The following is a 15,481-nucleotide window of genomic DNA, read 5'->3' on the forward strand; positions in this document are numbered from 1 at the left end:
TTAACAGAACCGTGTCTTAGATCAAGAAAATACTCCTCCAGAGGGGGAGGAATCGTGTGAAATTCCTGTCAAAATAGAAGGGTACTAATTGTTATTGTTCTTAAACGGACACGATTCACCAGCACTCAATCCGGAGGGTGACATGAGTCGAAATGCCGCAAAGGGCACGTAATGTTAATGAAATGGAATTGATGTAAATTAATGTGATGAAACCTTTGTTAAAGTTGACAAAAGGTTATCGAAAGGAGTAAAAAACCTCAAATTTTTTCGGTCTATGCTTTGATTCTGGCCGTTTTGCTGGTTTTTTAATCCTCCCCATGAATCGATGTAGCGTCCATCTGCCGGTAAGAGCAGAAGTGGTTATGCTACCTATTTGGTAAAGCTTTGCGTATGTCAACATCCACTGAAATCATCGCTCATCACTGGGCATTTGCTATCTTTCTGCTCATCGCCGTTGGCCTGTGCTGCCTCATGCTGGTTGGCGGTTGGTATCTTGGCGGTCGCGCGCGCGCAAGAAGTAAAAACACGCCGTTTGAATCGGGTATCGACTCTGTGGGTACCGCACGCCTGCGCATGTCCGCGAAGTTCTATCTGGTCGCCATGTTCTTCGTCATCTTCGACGTGGAAGCGCTCTACCTTTTCGCCTGGTCAACCTCTATCCGCGAAAGTGGCTGGGTAGGGTTTATCGAAGCCGCAATTTTCATTTTGGTGCTACTGGCTGGTCTGGTTTACCTCGTTCGTGTTGGCGCACTTGACTGGACGCCTGCGCGTTCTCGCCGCACCCTGGTGAACTCCGATACTGACAGCGTCACTAACCGTAATACGCAGTAAAAGCGAGGCAATAAGATGGATTATACGCTCACCCGCATAGATCCTAACGGTGAGAACGACCGTTATCCCCTGCAAAAACAGGAGATTGTTACCGATCCCCTGGAGCAGGAAGTTAACAAAAGCGTGTATATGGGCAAGCTCGAACACGCGATGCACGATATGGTCAACTGGGGTCGCAAAAACTCAATCTGGCCATACAACTTTGGTCTTTCTTGCTGCTACGTTGAGATGGTGACGTCTTTCACTGCGGTGCATGACGTGGCGCGTTTCGGTGCGGAAGTTCTGCGTGCTTCCCCGCGTCAGGCTGACCTGATGGTGGTAGCGGGAACCTGCTTCACCAAGATGGCCCCGGTTATTCAGCGCCTGTATGAACAGATGCTGGAACCTAAGTGGGTTATCTCAATGGGCGCCTGCGCGAACTCTGGCGGCATGTACGACATTTACTCTGTCGTGCAGGGCGTTGATAAGTTTATTCCGGTTGATGTTTACATCCCGGGCTGCCCGCCGCGTCCGGAAGCCTATATGCAGGCACTGATGCTGCTGCAAGAGTCTATCGGCAAAGAGCGCCGCCCGCTGTCGTGGGTGGTGGGCGATCAGGGCGTTTATCGCGCCAACATGCAGTCGGAACGCGAGCGTAAACGCGGCGAACGAATTGCAGTGACGAATCTGCGCACGCCTGACGAGATTTAATTTGCGCCTGCGGGCGGGATAAAAACTTCGCAAATCAATCTACTACAACGCGAAGCCTCGTCAGCAGTCACCACGGACCTTTTGCAATGGTGAACAATATGACCGATTTAACCGCGCATGACGCAGCCGTTTGGCAAACCCGCGATCACCTTGATGATCCGGTCATCGGCGAACTGCGCAACCGTTTTGGGCCGGATGCTTTTACCGTTCAGGCGACCCGCACCGGGGTTCCCGTCGTTTGGGTCAAGCGCGAACAGCTGCTGGAAGTCGGCGACTTCCTGAAGAAACTGCCTAAGCCTTACGTCATGCTGTTTGATTTACACGGCATGGACGAACGTCTTCGCACGCACCGCCAGGGTTTACCCGCGGCGGATTTCTCCGTTTTCTACCACCTGATTTCTATCGATCGCAACAGCGATATCATGCTCAAGGTGGCGCTGTCTGAAAACGATCTGAACGTGCCGACCTTCACCAAACTCTTCCCGAACGCCAACTGGTATGAGCGTGAAACCTGGGAGATGTTTGGCATTACCTTTAACGGCCACCCGAATCTGCGTCGCATCATGATGCCGAATACCTGGGAAGGCCACCCGCTGCGTAAAGATTATCCGGCGCGCGCCACCGAATTCGATCCGTTTGAGCTGACTAAAGCCAAGCAGGACCTCGAAATGGAAGCGCTGACCTTTAAACCGGAAGAGTGGGGCATGAAGCGCGGTACCGAAAACGAGGACTTTATGTTCCTCAACCTCGGCCCGAACCACCCGTCTGCGCACGGTGCATTCCGTATTATCCTGCAGCTTGATGGCGAAGAGATCGTTGACTGCGTGCCTGACGTGGGTTACCACCACCGTGGCGCGGAGAAAATGGGCGAGCGCCAGTCCTGGCACAGCTACATTCCGTATACCGACCGTATCGAATACCTCGGTGGTTGCGTCAACGAAATGCCGTACGTGCTGGCCGTTGAGAAGCTGGCGGGGATCACCACGCCGGATCGCGTGAACGTTATTCGCGTGATGCTCTCCGAACTGTTCCGCATCAACAGCCACCTGCTGTATATCTCTACGTTTATTCAGGACGTCGGCGCGATGACGCCGGTATTCTTTGCCTTTACCGATCGTCAGAAAATCTACGATCTGGTGGAAGCGATTACCGGTTTCCGTATGCACCCGGCATGGTTCCGCATCGGCGGCGTAGCGCACGACCTGCCGAAAGGTTGGGATCGCCTGCTGCGTGAGTTCCTTGAGTGGATGCCGAAGCGTCTCGACTCTTACGAGAAAGCCGCGCTGCGTAACACCATCCTGATTGGCCGCTCTAAAGGCGTTGCTGCCTATACCGCGAAAGAAGCGCTGGAGTGGGGCACCACCGGTGCTGGCCTGCGCGCCACCGGTATCGGCTTCGACGTGCGTAAATGGCGTCCGTATTCTGGCTATGAAAACTTCGACTTTGAAATCCCGACCGGCGGTGGCGTTTCTGACTGCTACACCCGCGTTATGCTGAAAGTGGAAGAGCTGCGCCAGAGCCTGCGTATTCTTCAGCAGTGCCTCGACAACATGCCGGAAGGCCCGTTCAAAGCGGATCACCCGCTGACCACGCCGCCGCCGAAAGAGCGCACGCTGCAACATATCGAAACCCTGATCACCCACTTCCTGCAGGTTTCCTGGGGCCCGGTCATGCCGGCGCAGGAATCGTTCCAGATGGTGGAAGCGACCAAGGGTATTAACAGTTACTACCTGACCAGCGACGGCAGCACCATGAGCTACCGCACCCGTATCCGCACGCCGAGCTATGCGCACCTGCAGCAGATCCCGTCGGCTATTCGTGGCAGCCTGGTATCAGACCTTATCGTCTATCTGGGTAGTATCGATTTTGTTATGTCAGACGTGGACCGCTAATTATGCACGAGAATCAACAACCACAAACCGAGGCTTTTGAGCTGAGTGCGGCAGAGCGTGAAGCTATTGAGCACGAGAAGCACCACTACGAAGACCCGCGTGCGGCGTCCATCGAAGCGCTGAAAATCGTTCAGAAACAGCGTGGCTGGGTGCCGGACGGCGCGATCCACGCGATTGCCGATGTGCTGGGTATTCCGGCAAGCGACGTCGAAGGCGTGGCAACGTTCTACAGCCAGATCTTCCGCCAGCCGGTGGGCCGTCACGTGATCCGCTACTGCGACAGCGTGGTGTGTCACATCACGGGTTACCAGGGTATCCAGGCGGCGCTGGAGCAAAAGCTTAACATCAAACCGGGGCAGACGACCTTTGACGGTCGCTTTACGCTGCTGCCGACCTGCTGCTTGGGGAACTGCGACAAAGGGCCGAACATGATGATTGATGAGGATACTCACAGCCATCTGACGCCGGAAGCCATTCCTGAACTACTGGAGCGGTATAAATGAAAAACGTTATCCGTACTCCCGAAACGCATCCGCTGACCTGGCGTCTGCGTGATGACAAACAGCCGGTCTGGCTGGACGAATACCGTAGCAAAAACGGCTATGAAGGCGCGCGTAAAGCGTTGCTGGGGCTTTCCCCGGATGAAATCGTCAATCAGGTGAAAGACGCAGGCCTGAAAGGGCGTGGCGGCGCAGGCTTTTCTACCGGCCTGAAGTGGAGCCTGATGCCGAAAGACGAATCCATGAACATCCGTTACCTGCTGTGTAACGCCGATGAAATGGAGCCGGGCACCTATAAAGACCGTCTGCTGATGGAGCAACTGCCGCACCTGCTGGTGGAAGGCATGCTCATTTCCGCGTTTGCGCTGAAAGCGTATCGCGGCTACATCTTCCTGCGCGGTGAATACGTTGAAGCGGCGGTCCATCTGCGCCGCGCGATTGCCGAAGCAACCGAAGCCGGTCTGCTGGGCAAAAACATCCTCGGCACCGGGTTTGATTTTGAACTGTTCGTGCATACCGGGGCAGGGCGTTACATCTGCGGTGAAGAAACCGCACTGATCAACTCGCTGGAAGGGCGTCGTGCCAACCCGCGTTCCAAGCCGCCGTTCCCGGCGACCTCTGGCGCATGGGGCAAACCGACCTGCGTTAACAACGTGGAAACCCTGTGCAACGTTCCCGCTATTCTCGCCAACGGCGTGGAGTGGTACCAGAACATCTCTACAAGCAAAGATGCGGGTACCAAGCTGATGGGCTTCTCCGGTCGGGTGAAAAATCCGGGCCTGTGGGAACTGCCGTTCGGCACCACCGCGCGTGAAATCCTCGAAGATTACGCGGGCGGCATGCGCGATGGCCTGAAATTCAAAGCCTGGCAGCCAGGCGGTGCGGGAACTGACTTCCTCACCGAAGCGCATCTTGACCTGCCAATGGAGTTCGAAAGCATTGGTAAAGCGGGCAGCCGTCTGGGTACGGCGCTGGCGATGGCCGTTGACCACGAAATTGGCATGGTTGGCCTGGTGCGTAACCTGGAAGAGTTCTTCGCCCGTGAGTCGTGCGGCTGGTGTACGCCATGCCGTGATGGCCTGCCGTGGAGCGTGAAAATTCTGCGCGCGCTGGAAAAAGGCGAAGGCCAGCCGGGCGATATCGAGACACTTGAGCAACTGTGTCGATTCCTGGGCCCAGGTAAAACATTCTGTGCGCACGCACCTGGCGCGGTAGAACCGTTACAGAGCGCGATTAAATATTTCCGCGAAGAATTTGAAGCGGGCATCAAGCAGCAGTTCAGCAATACCCATGCGATCCATGGGATTCAGCCGAACCTGTTGAAGACGCGCTGGTAAAACAGAGAATTTCGATTAACGCTCAGTCTCTGACTGGGCCAACTGGAAGCATGCTAATGGCTACAATTCATGTAGACGGCAAAGAATATGAGGTCAACGGGGCGGACAACCTGCTACAGGCGTGTCTCTCCCTCGGCCTTGATATTCCGTACTTTTGCTGGCATCCGGCGCTGGGCAGCGTCGGCGCTTGCCGCCAGTGTGCGGTGAAGCAATACCAAAACGCGGAAGACACGCGTGGCCGCCTGGTGATGTCCTGTATGACACCGGCCACCGATGGCACCTTTATCTCTATTGATGACGACGAAGCGAAGCAGTTCCGTGAAAGCGTGGTCGAGTGGTTGATGACCAACCACCCGCACGACTGTCCGGTCTGTGAAGAGGGCGGTAACTGCCACCTTCAGGATATGACCGTGATGACCGGCCACAGCTTCCGTCGCTACCGTTTCACCAAGCGTACCCACCGCAATCAGGACCTGGGGCCGTTCATCTCTCACGAAATGAACCGCTGCATCGCCTGCTACCGCTGCGTGCGTTACTACAAAGATTATGCGGACGGTACCGACCTGGGCGTGTATGGCGCACACGACAACGTCTACTTTGGTCGTCCGGAAGACGGTACCCTGGAGAGCGAATTCTCCGGCAACCTGGTCGAAATTTGCCCGACCGGCGTATTCACCGACAAAACGCACTCCGAGCGTTACAACCGTAAATGGGACATGCAGTTTGCGCCGAGCATCTGCCAGCAATGTTCGATTGGCTGTAACACCAGCCCGGGCGAGCGCTACGGTGAACTGCGTCGTATCGAAAACCGTTACAACGGTACTGTTAACCACTACTTCCTCTGCGACCGTGGTCGTTTCGGCTATGGCTATGTGAACCTGAAAGACCGTCCACGTCAGCCGGTGCAGCTGCGCGGTAGCGACGTCATCACCCTCAACGCCGAACAGGCGATGCAGGGCGCGGCGGATATTCTGCGTCAGTCGAAGAAAGTGATTGGTATCGGCTCCCCGCGCGCCAGCGTGGAAAGCAACTTCGCGCTGCGTGAACTGGTCGGTGCGGAAAACTTCTATACCGGCATCGCGAAAGCGGAGCAGGAACGTTTGCAACTGGCACTGACCGTGCTGCGTGACGGCGGTGTGCATACACCTGCGCTGCGTGAAATTGAGTCTTACGATGCGGTGCTGATTCTGGGCGAAGACATTACCCAGACCGGCGCACGCGTGGCGCTCTCTGTTCGTCAGGCGGTGAAAGGTAAAGCACGCGAAATGGCGGCGGCGCAGAAAGTGGCTGACTGGCAGATTGCGGCAATCCTCAACATCGGCCAGCGCGCGAAGCACCCGCTGTTTGTCACCAACGTTGATAACACCCGTCTGGATGACATTGCCGCGTGGACCTATCGCGCACCGGTTGAAGATCAGGCGCGCTTCGGTTTCGCTATCGCCCACGCCCTGGATAACAGCGCTCCGGCGGTAGACGGTATCGATCGCGACCTGCAAAACAAAATTGACGTCGTGGTTCAGGCCCTGGCTGGCGCGAAGAAACCGCTGATTATTTCCGGTACCAACGCCGGAAGCGCGGATGTCATTCAGGCGGCAGCAAACGTTGCGAAAGCACTGAAAACCCGTGGCTCTGACGTTGGCATCACCATGGTTGCCCGCGCGGTGAACAGCATGGGCCTCGGCATGATTGGCGGCGGCTCTCTTGATGATGCACTGAACGAGCTGGAAAGCGGCGCGGCAGATGCGGTTATCGTGCTGGAAAACGACCTGCACCGTCACGCTTCCGCCAGCCGTGTGGATGCCGCACTTTCCAAAGCGCCGCTGGTGATGGTGATTGATCATCAACGCACGGCGATTATGGAAAAAGCGCATCTGGTACTGCCTGCGGCAAGTTTTGCCGAAAGCGATGGTACGGTCATCAACAACGAAGGCCGCGCACAGCGCTTCTTCCAGGTTTATGACCCGGCGTACTACGACAGCAACACCGTGATGCTGGAAAGCTGGCGCTGGCTGCACTCCCTGCACAGTACGGTGCAGAGCCGTGAAGTAGACTGGACGCAGCTTGACCACGTCATCGACGCGGTTGTCGAAAAACTGCCACAGCTGGCTGGCATCAAAGATGCTGCGCCGGACGCGACCTTCCGTATTCGCGGCCAGAAACTGGCGCGTGAACCGCACCGTTACAGTGGTCGTACCGCAATGCGCGCCAATATCAGCGTGCACGAACCGCGTCAGCCGCAGGATAAAGACACCATGTTCGCCTTCTCAATGGAAGGGAACAACCAGCCAGGCGCGCCGCGCTCGCAAATTCCGTTTGCATGGGCACCGGGCTGGAACTCCCCGCAGGCATGGAACAAGTTCCAGGCCGAGGTGGGTGGTCATCTGCGTCACGGCGATCCGGGCGTGCGTCTGATTGAAGCGTCTGAAAACGGTCTCGATTACTTCACCACCGTTCCGGCAAGCTTCCAGGCGGAAGAAGGCAAATGGCGTATTGCACCGTATTACCATCTGTTTGGTAGCGATGAAATGTCACAGCGTTCTCCGGTCTTCCAGACGCGTATGCCGCAACCGTATATCGCCCTTAACCCGGCGGATGCGGCGAAACTTGGCGTTAACGCTGGCGCGAAAATCGCCTTCGGCTATGACGGTCAAACCGTCACCCTGCCGCTGGTGATTTCCGAAGGTCTGACGGCAGGGCAGGTTGGCTTACCGATGGGGTTACCTGGCATCGCGCCAGTGCTGGCCGGTGGACGTCTTGAAAATCTGCAGGAGGCACAGCAATGAGTTGGTTAACACCGGATCTGATCGAGATCCTGCTCACTATTCTCAAGGCGGTGGTCATCCTGCTGGTGGTTGTCACCTGCGGCGCATTCATGAGCTTCGGCGAACGTCGTCTGCTCGGTCTGTTCCAGAACCGTTACGGGCCGAACCGTGTAGGCTGGGGCGGCTCGCTCCAGCTGGTGGCGGACATGATCAAGATGTTCTTTAAAGAGGACTGGATCCCGAAATTCTCGGACCGCGTCATCTTTACCCTGGCACCGATGATTGCCTTTACCTCGCTGCTGCTGGCGTTTGCGATTGTGCCAGTGAGCCCGACGTGGGTGGTGGCTGACCTGAACATCGGTATTCTGTTCTTCCTGATGATGGCAGGGCTGGCGGTTTACGCCGTGCTGTTCGCAGGCTGGTCGAGCAACAACAAATACTCCCTGCTGGGCGCGATGCGTGCCTCTGCCCAGACTCTGAGCTATGAAGTGTTCCTCGGACTCTCCCTGATGGGCGTGGTGGCGCAGGCCGGTTCATTCAACATGACCGACATCGTCAACAACCAGGCCGACATCTGGAACGTGATCCCGCAGTTCTTTGGTTTTGTGACCTTCGCAATCGCGGGCGTGGCGGTGTGTCACCGTCACCCGTTTGACCAACCCGAAGCCGAGCAGGAACTGGCCGATGGTTACCACATTGAATATTCCGGTATGAAATTCGGTCTGTTCTTCGTGGGGGAATACATCGGTATCGTGACCATTTCGGCCATGATGGTGACTCTGTTCTTCGGTGGCTGGCAAGGCCCGTTCTTACCGCCGTTCATCTGGTTCGCGATCAAAACCGCGTTCTTCATGATGATGTTCATTTTGATTCGCGCCTCATTACCGCGTCCGCGTTATGACCAGGTAATGTCCTTCGGCTGGAAAATTTGTCTGCCGCTGACGCTAATCAACTTGCTGGTAACGGCGGCTGTCATTCTCTGGCAGCAGCCATAAGGGGCGAATAGACCATGACCTTAAAAGAATTATTGGTAGGTTTCGGCACCCAGGTACGCAGTATCTGGATGATCGGCCTGCATGCGTTCGCCAAACGCGAAACGCAAATGTACCCGGAAGAGCCGGTTTATCTGCCGCCGCGCTATCGTGGCCGTATCGTGCTGACGCGCGACCCGGACGGTGAAGAGCGCTGCGTGGCCTGTAACCTGTGTGCGGTAGCCTGCCCGGTAGGCTGTATCTCGCTGCAGAAAGCAGAAACCAAAGATGGCCGCTGGTATCCGGAGTTTTTCCGCATCAACTTCTCACGCTGCATTTTCTGCGGCCTGTGCGAAGAAGCGTGCCCGACCACGGCGATTCAGTTAACCCCGGACTTTGAACTGGGCGAATACAAACGTCAGGATCTGGTGTACGAGAAAGAGGATCTGCTGATTTCCGGCCCGGGCAAATACCCGGAATATAACTTCTACCGGATGGCGGGTATGGCAATCGACGGCAAAGATAAAGGCGAAGCAGAGAACGAAGCCAAGCCTATCGACGTCAAGAGCCTGTTACCTTAAGGAGAGGGGCAATGGAATTCGCTTTTTATATCTGTGGCCTTATCGCCATCCTCGCGACGTTGCGGGTTATTACGCACACTAATCCGGTACACGCCTTGCTGTATCTGATTATTTCGCTGCTGGCTATCGCAGGCGTCTTCTTCTCGCTGGGCGCGTACTTCGCCGGGGCGCTGGAGATCATCGTTTACGCCGGGGCCATTATGGTGCTGTTCGTGTTTGTGGTGATGATGCTGAACCTCGGTGGGGCAGAAATTGCCCAGGAACGCGAGTGGCTGAAGCCGCAAATCTGGATTGGCCCGGCGATCCTCTCCGCCGTTCTGCTGGCGGTGATGGTGTACGCCATTCTGGGCCTCAACGACCAGGGTATCGACGGCAATCCAATCAGCGCGAAAGAAGTGGGTATCGCCCTGTTTGGTCCGTATGTTCTGGCGGTTGAACTGGCGTCCATGCTGCTGCTGGCAGGCCTGGTTGTCGCCTTCCACATTGGCCGTGAAGACCGTCCGGGTGAGCTTATCAGCAACCGTCCGAACGACAGCGCGAAAAGAAAACCGGAGGAGCACGCATGATCCCCTTAACACATGGACTGATCCTCGCCGCGATCCTCTTCGTTCTCGGTCTGACCGGTCTGGTTATCCGCCGCAATCTGCTGTTTATGCTGATTGGGCTGGAAATCATGATTAACGCCTCTGCGCTGGCCTTTGTGGTCGCCGGAAGCTACTGGGGCCAGACCGATGGTCAGGTGATGTATATCCTCGCCATCAGCCTTGCGGCTGCGGAGGCGAGTATTGGCCTGGCGCTGCTGCTGCAGCTCCATCGTCGCCGCCAGAACCTGAACATCGATTCAGTAAGTGAGTTGCGCGGATGAATATGCTTGCCTTAACCATTATTCTGCCATTGATTGGCTTTGTTCTGCTGGCCTTCTCCCGTGGTCGTTGGTCGGAAAACCTTTCCGCCACCGTGGGCGTGGGTTCAATTGGCCTGGCGGCGCTGGTGACCGCGATTGTCGGCGTCGATTTCTTTAATAACGGCAAACAGGCGCTCAGCGTTCCGCTGTGGACCTGGATGTCAGTGGGCGATTTCAACATCGGTTTCAACCTCGTGCTGGACGGCCTGTCGCTGACCATGCTCTCGGTCGTGACGGGCGTTGGCTTCCTGATCCACATGTTCGCCTCCTGGTACATGCGCGGTGAAGAGGGGTACTCCCGCTTCTTCGCCTACACCAACCTGTTTATCGCCAGCATGGTGGTTCTGGTGCTGGCCGATAACCTGCTGTTGATGTATCTCGGCTGGGAAGGCGTGGGCCTCTGTTCCTATCTGCTGATCGGTTTCTACTACACCGATCCGAAGAATGGCGCGGCGGCGATGAAAGCGTTTGTCGTGACCCGCGTGGGTGACGTCTTCCTCGCCTTCGCGCTGTTTATTCTCTACAACGAACTGGGCACCCTGAACTTCCGCGAAATGGTGGAACTGGCGCCGGCGCACTTCGAGGCGGGCAACAACATGCTCACCTGGGCGACGCTGATGCTGCTGGGTGGCGCGGTCGGTAAATCGGCACAGCTGCCGTTGCAAACATGGCTTGCAGATGCGATGGCGGGCCCGACGCCTGTCTCCGCGCTGATCCACGCCGCAACGATGGTCACCGCCGGTGTCTACCTGATTGCGCGTACCCACGGTCTGTTCCTGATGACCCCGGAAATTCTGCATCTGGTCGGTATCGTGGGTGCGGTCACGCTGGTTCTGGCAGGCTTTGCCGCGCTGGTGCAAACCGACATCAAACGCGTACTCGCCTATTCCACCATGAGCCAGATTGGCTACATGTTCCTGGCGCTGGGCGTTCAGGCGTGGGATGCGGCGATTTTCCACCTGATGACGCACGCCTTCTTTAAAGCGCTGCTGTTCCTGGCGTCCGGCTCGGTTATCCTGGCCTGCCACCACGAACAGAACATCTTTAAGATGGGCGGCCTGCGTAAATCCATTCCGCTGGTGTACGCCTGCTTCCTGATTGGTGGTGCTGCGCTCTCCGCGCTGCCGCTGATTACCGCAGGCTTCTTCAGTAAGGATGAGATTCTGGCGGGTGCGATGGCGAATGGTCATATCAACCTGATGGTGGCGGGCCTGGTCGGCGCGTTCATGACCTCGCTTTACACCTTCCGTATGATTTTCATCGTCTTCCACGGAAAAGAACAAATTCACGCTCACGCAGGGAAGGGGATCACCCACCACCTGCCGCTGATTGTGCTGATGATCCTCTCCACCTTTGTTGGCGCGCTGATTGTTCCGCCGCTGCAGGGTGTACTGCCGGATACTGCCGAGCTTGAACATGGCCGCGTACTGACGCTGGAAATTACCTCCGGTGTGGTGGCGATTGCGGGCATCCTGATTGCCGCATGGCTGTGGCTGGGCAAACGGACTCTGGTGACGTCGATTGCCAACAGCGGCCCTGGCCGTCTGCTGGGAACCTGGTGGTATAACGCCTGGGGCTTCGACTGGCTCTACGACAAAGTGTTTGTTAAACCGTTCCTGGGTATTGCGTGGCTGCTGAAGCGCGACCCGATGAACGCCATGATGAACATTCCGGCCATTCTTTCTCGCGTTGCGGGCAAAGGGCTGGTGTTGAGTGAGAACGGTTATCTGCGTTGGTATGTGGCTTCCATGAGCATTGGTGCCGTGGTTGTGTTGGCGCTGCTGATGGTATTGCGTTGAGTTTGACGAATGCGGTTTTGCCCGGTGGCGCTGCGCTTACCGGGCCTACAGGGTTCCGTAGGTCGGGTAAGCGTTAGCGCCACCCGACACCACAAACCGCACTCAACCGTGAAATTTGTCGAATTCGTTGAAAATCGGTCCTTGATAGGACTTTAACAAGGAATAAAGATCGCCATGTTATTACCCTGGCTAATACTGATTCCCTTTATCGGCGGCTTCCTGTGCTGGCAGACTGAACGCTTTGGCGTGAAGATGCCGCGCTGGATTGCGCTGATTACCATGGGATTGACGCTCGCACTTGGCCTGCAACTGTGGCTGCAAGGCGGTTACTCACTGACGCAATCCACCGGCCTGCCGCAGTGGCAGTCTGAGTTTATCCTGCCGTGGATCCCACGCTTCGGTATCACTATCCATCTGGCTATCGACGGACTGTCGCTGCTGATGGTGGTGCTGACCGGCCTGCTGGGCGTGCTGGCGGTACTCTGCTCGTGGAATGAAATCCAGAAATATCAGGGCTTTTTCCACCTCAACCTGATGTGGATCCTGGGCGGTGTTATCGGCGTGTTCCTCGCCATCGACATGTTCCTGTTCTTCTTCTTCTGGGAGATGATGCTGGTACCGATGTACTTCCTGATCGCGCTTTGGGGCCATAAGGCGTCCGACGGTAAAACGCGTATCACGGCGGCGACCAAATTCTTCATCTATACCCAGGCGAGTGGTCTGGTGATGCTGATTGCGATTCTGGCGCTGGTCTTTGTGCACCATAATGCGACCGGCGTCTGGACCTTCAATTACGAAGACCTGCTGAAAACCCCGATGTCCCACGGCGTGGAATACCTGCTGATGCTGGGTTTCTTCATCGCCTTCGCGGTGAAAATGCCGGTGGTTCCACTGCACGGCTGGCTGCCGGATGCGCACTCTCAGGCTCCGACCGCTGGTTCCGTTGACCTCGCGGGGATTTTGCTGAAAACCGCGGCCTACGGTCTGCTGCGTTTTGCACTGCCGCTGTTCCCGAATGCCTCTGCCGAGTTCGCACCCATTGCCATGTGGCTGGGCGTGATTGGTATCTTCTACGGCGCGTGGATGGCTTTCACCCAGTACGATATCAAGCGTCTGATTGCGTACACCTCCGTTTCCCACATGGGCTTCGTGCTGATTGCTATCTATACCGGCAGCCAGTTGGCCTACCAGGGCGCGGTGATTCAGATGATTGCTCACGGTCTGTCGGCGGCGGGTCTCTTCATTCTGTGTGGCCAGCTTTACGAGCGTCTGCATACCCGCGACATGCGTATGATGGGCGGCCTGTGGAGCAAAATTAAGTGGTTGCCAGCCTGTTCCCTGTTCTTCGCTGTGGCGACGCTGGGGATGCCGGGCACCGGTAACTTCGTCGGTGAATTCATGATTCTGTTCGGCAGCTTCCATGTGGTGCCGCTGATCACCGTCATCTCGACATTCGGTCTGGTCTTCGCTTCCGTTTACTCGCTGGCGATGCTGCACCGCGCTTACTTCGGTAAAGCGAAGAGTGAAATTGCGGCCAAAGAGCTGCCAGGGATGTCGCTGCGTGAACTGTTCATCATTCTTCTGCTGGTCGTGCTGCTGGTTCTGCTGGGCTTCTATCCTCAGCCGATTCTGGACACGTCACACTCTGCGATGGGCAACATTCAGCAGTGGTTTGTTAATTCTGTTTCAACTACAAGGCCGTAATTCGCCATGACAATAACTCCACAACAACTGATCGCGCTGTTACCGCTGCTGATCGTCGGCTTGACGGTGGTGGTTGTGATGCTCTCCATTGCGTGGCGACGCAATCACTTCCTCAACGCTACGCTTGCGGTTATCGGGCTTAACGCGGCGCTGGTTTCGCTCTGGTTTGTTGGCCAGGCGGGCGCAATGGATGTGACGCCGCTGATGCGCGTCGACGGCTACGCCATGCTCTACACCGGTATGGTGCTGCTGGCGAGCCTCGCGACCTGTACGTTTGCTTACCCATGGCTGGAAGGCTACCCGGATAACAAAGAAGAATTCTACCTGCTGGTGCTGATTGCCGCACTGGGTGGCATTCTGCTGGCGAACGCCAATCACCTGGCCGCGCTGTTCCTGGGTATTGAGCTGATCTCGCTGCCGCTGTTCGGTTTGATTGGCTACGCTTTCCGTCAGAAACGTTCGCTGGAAGCGAGTATCAAGTACACCATTCTGTCTGCCGCAGCATCGTCTTTCCTGCTGTTCGGTATGGCGCTGGTTTACGCCAACTCTGGCAATCTGTCGTTCGTCGCGCTCGGTAAGAGCCTGGCGGATAACATGCTGCATGAACCGCTGCTGCTGGCGGGGCTGGGCATGATGATCGTTGGCCTTGGCTTTAAACTCTCTCTGGTGCCGTTCCACCTGTGGACGCCAGACGTCTACCAGGGCGCGCCAGCCCCGGTTTCCACCTTCCTGGCGACGGCGAGCAAAATCGCTATCTTCGGCGTGGTGATGCGTCTGTTCCTCTACGCGCCAGTGGGCGACAGCGAAGCGGTACGTATTGTGCTGGGCCTGATTGCCTTTGCCTCCATCATCTTTGGTAACCTGATGGCCCTGAGCCAGACCAACATTAAACGTCTGCTCGGTTACTCTTCTATCTCTCACCTCGGCTATCTGCTGGTGGCGCTGATTGCGCTGCAAAGCGGCGAAATGTCGATGGAAGCGGTTGGCGTGTATCTGGCCGGTTACCTGTTCAGCAGCCTCGGCGCGTTCGGCGTAGTGAGTCTGATGTCCAGCCCGTACCGTGGCCCGGACGCAGAATCTCTCTTCTCCTACCGTGGCCTGTTCTGGCATCGCCCGATTCTCTCTGCGGTGATGACGGTGATGATGCTGTCGCTGGCCGGTATCCCGATGACGTTGGGCTTTATCGGTAAGTTCTACGTACTGGCCGTCGGTGTGCAAACTCACCTGTGGTGGCTGGTTGGCGCGGTGGTAGTTGGTTCGGCAATTGGCCTCTACTACTACCTGCGTGTGGCGGTAAGCCTGTACCTGCATGCGCCGGAACAGCTGAACCGCGATGCGCCGTCGAACTGGCAGTACAGCGCGGGCGGTATCGTGGTGCTGGTTTCCGCACTGCTGGTACTGGTGCTGGGCGTCTGGCCGCAGCCGTTAATCGACCTGGTGCAGATGGCGATGCCGCTGATGTAAGGTTGAGTGTTGATGTGAAAAAACCGCCGATTTCGGCGGTTTTTTT

13 protein-coding genes are annotated in these 15,481 nt (G+C 56.6%); all 13 read left to right on the forward strand.

Annotated features, from left to right (window positions below):
* The first annotated feature begins 384 nt into the window (after window positions 1–384).
* The 13 genes from nuoA to nuoN all read left to right on the forward strand — a co-directional run bounded on the left by nuoA (window position 385) and on the right by nuoN (window position 15,435).
* Window positions 385–831, forward strand: a complete 447-nt coding sequence (gene nuoA / locus ACWWFX_RS01200) for an NADH-quinone oxidoreductase subunit NuoA (RefSeq protein ID WP_276219756.1) — start codon at window positions 385–387, stop codon at window positions 829–831.
* A 15-nt stretch (window positions 832–846) separates the two neighbouring features.
* Entirely contained in the window at window positions 847–1,521 is a 675-nt protein-coding gene (nuoB, locus tag ACWWFX_RS01205; protein ID WP_015963653.1) for an NADH-quinone oxidoreductase subunit NuoB, read from the forward strand.
* Window positions 1,522–1,607: 86 nt separating this feature from the next.
* Window positions 1,608–3,413, forward strand: coding sequence for an NADH-quinone oxidoreductase subunit C/D (gene nuoC / locus ACWWFX_RS01210; protein WP_276219757.1), 1,806 nt, complete (start codon window positions 1,608–1,610; stop codon window positions 3,411–3,413).
* A 2-nt stretch (window positions 3,414–3,415) separates the two neighbouring features.
* Window positions 3,416–3,916, forward strand: coding sequence for an NADH-quinone oxidoreductase subunit NuoE (gene nuoE / locus ACWWFX_RS01215; RefSeq protein WP_015963655.1), 501 nt, complete (start codon window positions 3,416–3,418; stop codon window positions 3,914–3,916).
* The gene (gene nuoF / locus ACWWFX_RS01220) at window positions 3,913–5,250 is read left to right on the forward strand and encodes an NADH-quinone oxidoreductase subunit NuoF (RefSeq protein ID WP_276219758.1); all 1,338 of its coding nucleotides are present in this window, start codon (window positions 3,913–3,915) and stop codon (window positions 5,248–5,250) included. Before nuoE ends, nuoF begins: the two co-directional genes overlap by 4 nt.
* 56 nt (window positions 5,251–5,306) lie before the next feature.
* Window positions 5,307–8,033 (forward strand): NADH-quinone oxidoreductase subunit NuoG, encoded by a 2,727-nt coding sequence (gene nuoG / locus ACWWFX_RS01225; protein ID WP_473223007.1) that lies wholly within the window; start codon window positions 5,307–5,309, stop codon window positions 8,031–8,033.
* Entirely contained in the window at window positions 8,030–9,007 is a 978-nt protein-coding gene (gene nuoH / locus ACWWFX_RS01230; protein WP_015963658.1) for an NADH-quinone oxidoreductase subunit NuoH, read from the forward strand. The genes nuoG and nuoH overlap by 4 nt, the downstream gene beginning before the upstream one ends.
* Before the next feature lie 14 nt (window positions 9,008–9,021).
* A complete protein-coding gene (gene nuoI, locus ACWWFX_RS01235; RefSeq protein WP_000172742.1) occupies window positions 9,022–9,564 on the forward strand; it encodes an NADH-quinone oxidoreductase subunit NuoI in 543 nt (180 codons plus the stop codon).
* 11 nt (window positions 9,565–9,575) lie between these two features.
* Complete coding sequence (nuoJ, locus tag ACWWFX_RS01240; protein ID WP_015963659.1) at window positions 9,576–10,130, forward strand: NADH-quinone oxidoreductase subunit J; 555 nt, start codon at window positions 9,576–9,578, stop codon at window positions 10,128–10,130.
* The gene (nuoK, locus tag ACWWFX_RS01245) at window positions 10,127–10,429 is read left to right on the forward strand and encodes an NADH-quinone oxidoreductase subunit NuoK (RefSeq protein WP_003861496.1); all 303 of its coding nucleotides are present in this window, start codon (window positions 10,127–10,129) and stop codon (window positions 10,427–10,429) included. Before nuoJ ends, nuoK begins: the two co-directional genes overlap by 4 nt.
* A complete protein-coding gene (gene nuoL, locus ACWWFX_RS01250) occupies window positions 10,426–12,267 on the forward strand; it encodes an NADH-quinone oxidoreductase subunit L (protein WP_276219760.1) in 1,842 nt (613 codons plus the stop codon). Before nuoK ends, nuoL begins: the two co-directional genes overlap by 4 nt.
* Window positions 12,268–12,441: 174 nt before the next feature.
* Window positions 12,442–13,971, forward strand: coding sequence for an NADH-quinone oxidoreductase subunit M (gene nuoM, locus ACWWFX_RS01255; protein ID WP_276219761.1), 1,530 nt, complete (start codon window positions 12,442–12,444; stop codon window positions 13,969–13,971).
* 6 nt (window positions 13,972–13,977) lie between these two features.
* Window positions 13,978–15,435, forward strand: a complete 1,458-nt coding sequence (nuoN, locus tag ACWWFX_RS01260; protein WP_015963662.1) for an NADH-quinone oxidoreductase subunit NuoN — start codon at window positions 13,978–13,980, stop codon at window positions 15,433–15,435.
* Window positions 15,436–15,481: the final 46 nt, after the last annotated feature.

It is taken from the genome of Pseudocitrobacter sp. 2023LY-00077 (assembly GCF_055796175.1).

Bases quoted from the DNA above. Each gene is read 5' to 3' on its own strand.
- nuoI (WP_000172742.1), top strand. From the start codon at position 9,022: ATGACCTTAAAAGAATTATTGGTAGGTTTCGGCACCCAGGTACGCAGT.
- nuoN (WP_015963662.1), top strand. From the start codon at position 13,978: ATGACAATAACTCCACAACAACTGATCGCGCTGTTACCGCTGCTGATC.
- nuoM (WP_276219761.1), top strand. From the start codon at position 12,442: ATGTTATTACCCTGGCTAATACTGATTCCCTTTATCGGCGGCTTCCTG.
- nuoH (WP_015963658.1), top strand. From the start codon at position 8,030: ATGAGTTGGTTAACACCGGATCTGATCGAGATCCTGCTCACTATTCTC.
- nuoC (WP_276219757.1), top strand. From the start codon at position 1,608: ATGGTGAACAATATGACCGATTTAACCGCGCATGACGCAGCCGTTTGG.
- nuoK (WP_003861496.1), top strand. From the start codon at position 10,127: ATGATCCCCTTAACACATGGACTGATCCTCGCCGCGATCCTCTTCGTT.
- nuoB (WP_015963653.1), top strand. From the start codon at position 847: ATGGATTATACGCTCACCCGCATAGATCCTAACGGTGAGAACGACCGT.
- nuoF (WP_276219758.1), top strand. From the start codon at position 3,913: ATGAAAAACGTTATCCGTACTCCCGAAACGCATCCGCTGACCTGGCGT.
- nuoE (WP_015963655.1), top strand. From the start codon at position 3,416: ATGCACGAGAATCAACAACCACAAACCGAGGCTTTTGAGCTGAGTGCG.
- nuoJ (WP_015963659.1), top strand. From the start codon at position 9,576: ATGGAATTCGCTTTTTATATCTGTGGCCTTATCGCCATCCTCGCGACG.
- nuoG (WP_473223007.1), top strand. From the start codon at position 5,307: ATGGCTACAATTCATGTAGACGGCAAAGAATATGAGGTCAACGGGGCG.
- nuoL (WP_276219760.1), top strand. From the start codon at position 10,426: ATGAATATGCTTGCCTTAACCATTATTCTGCCATTGATTGGCTTTGTT.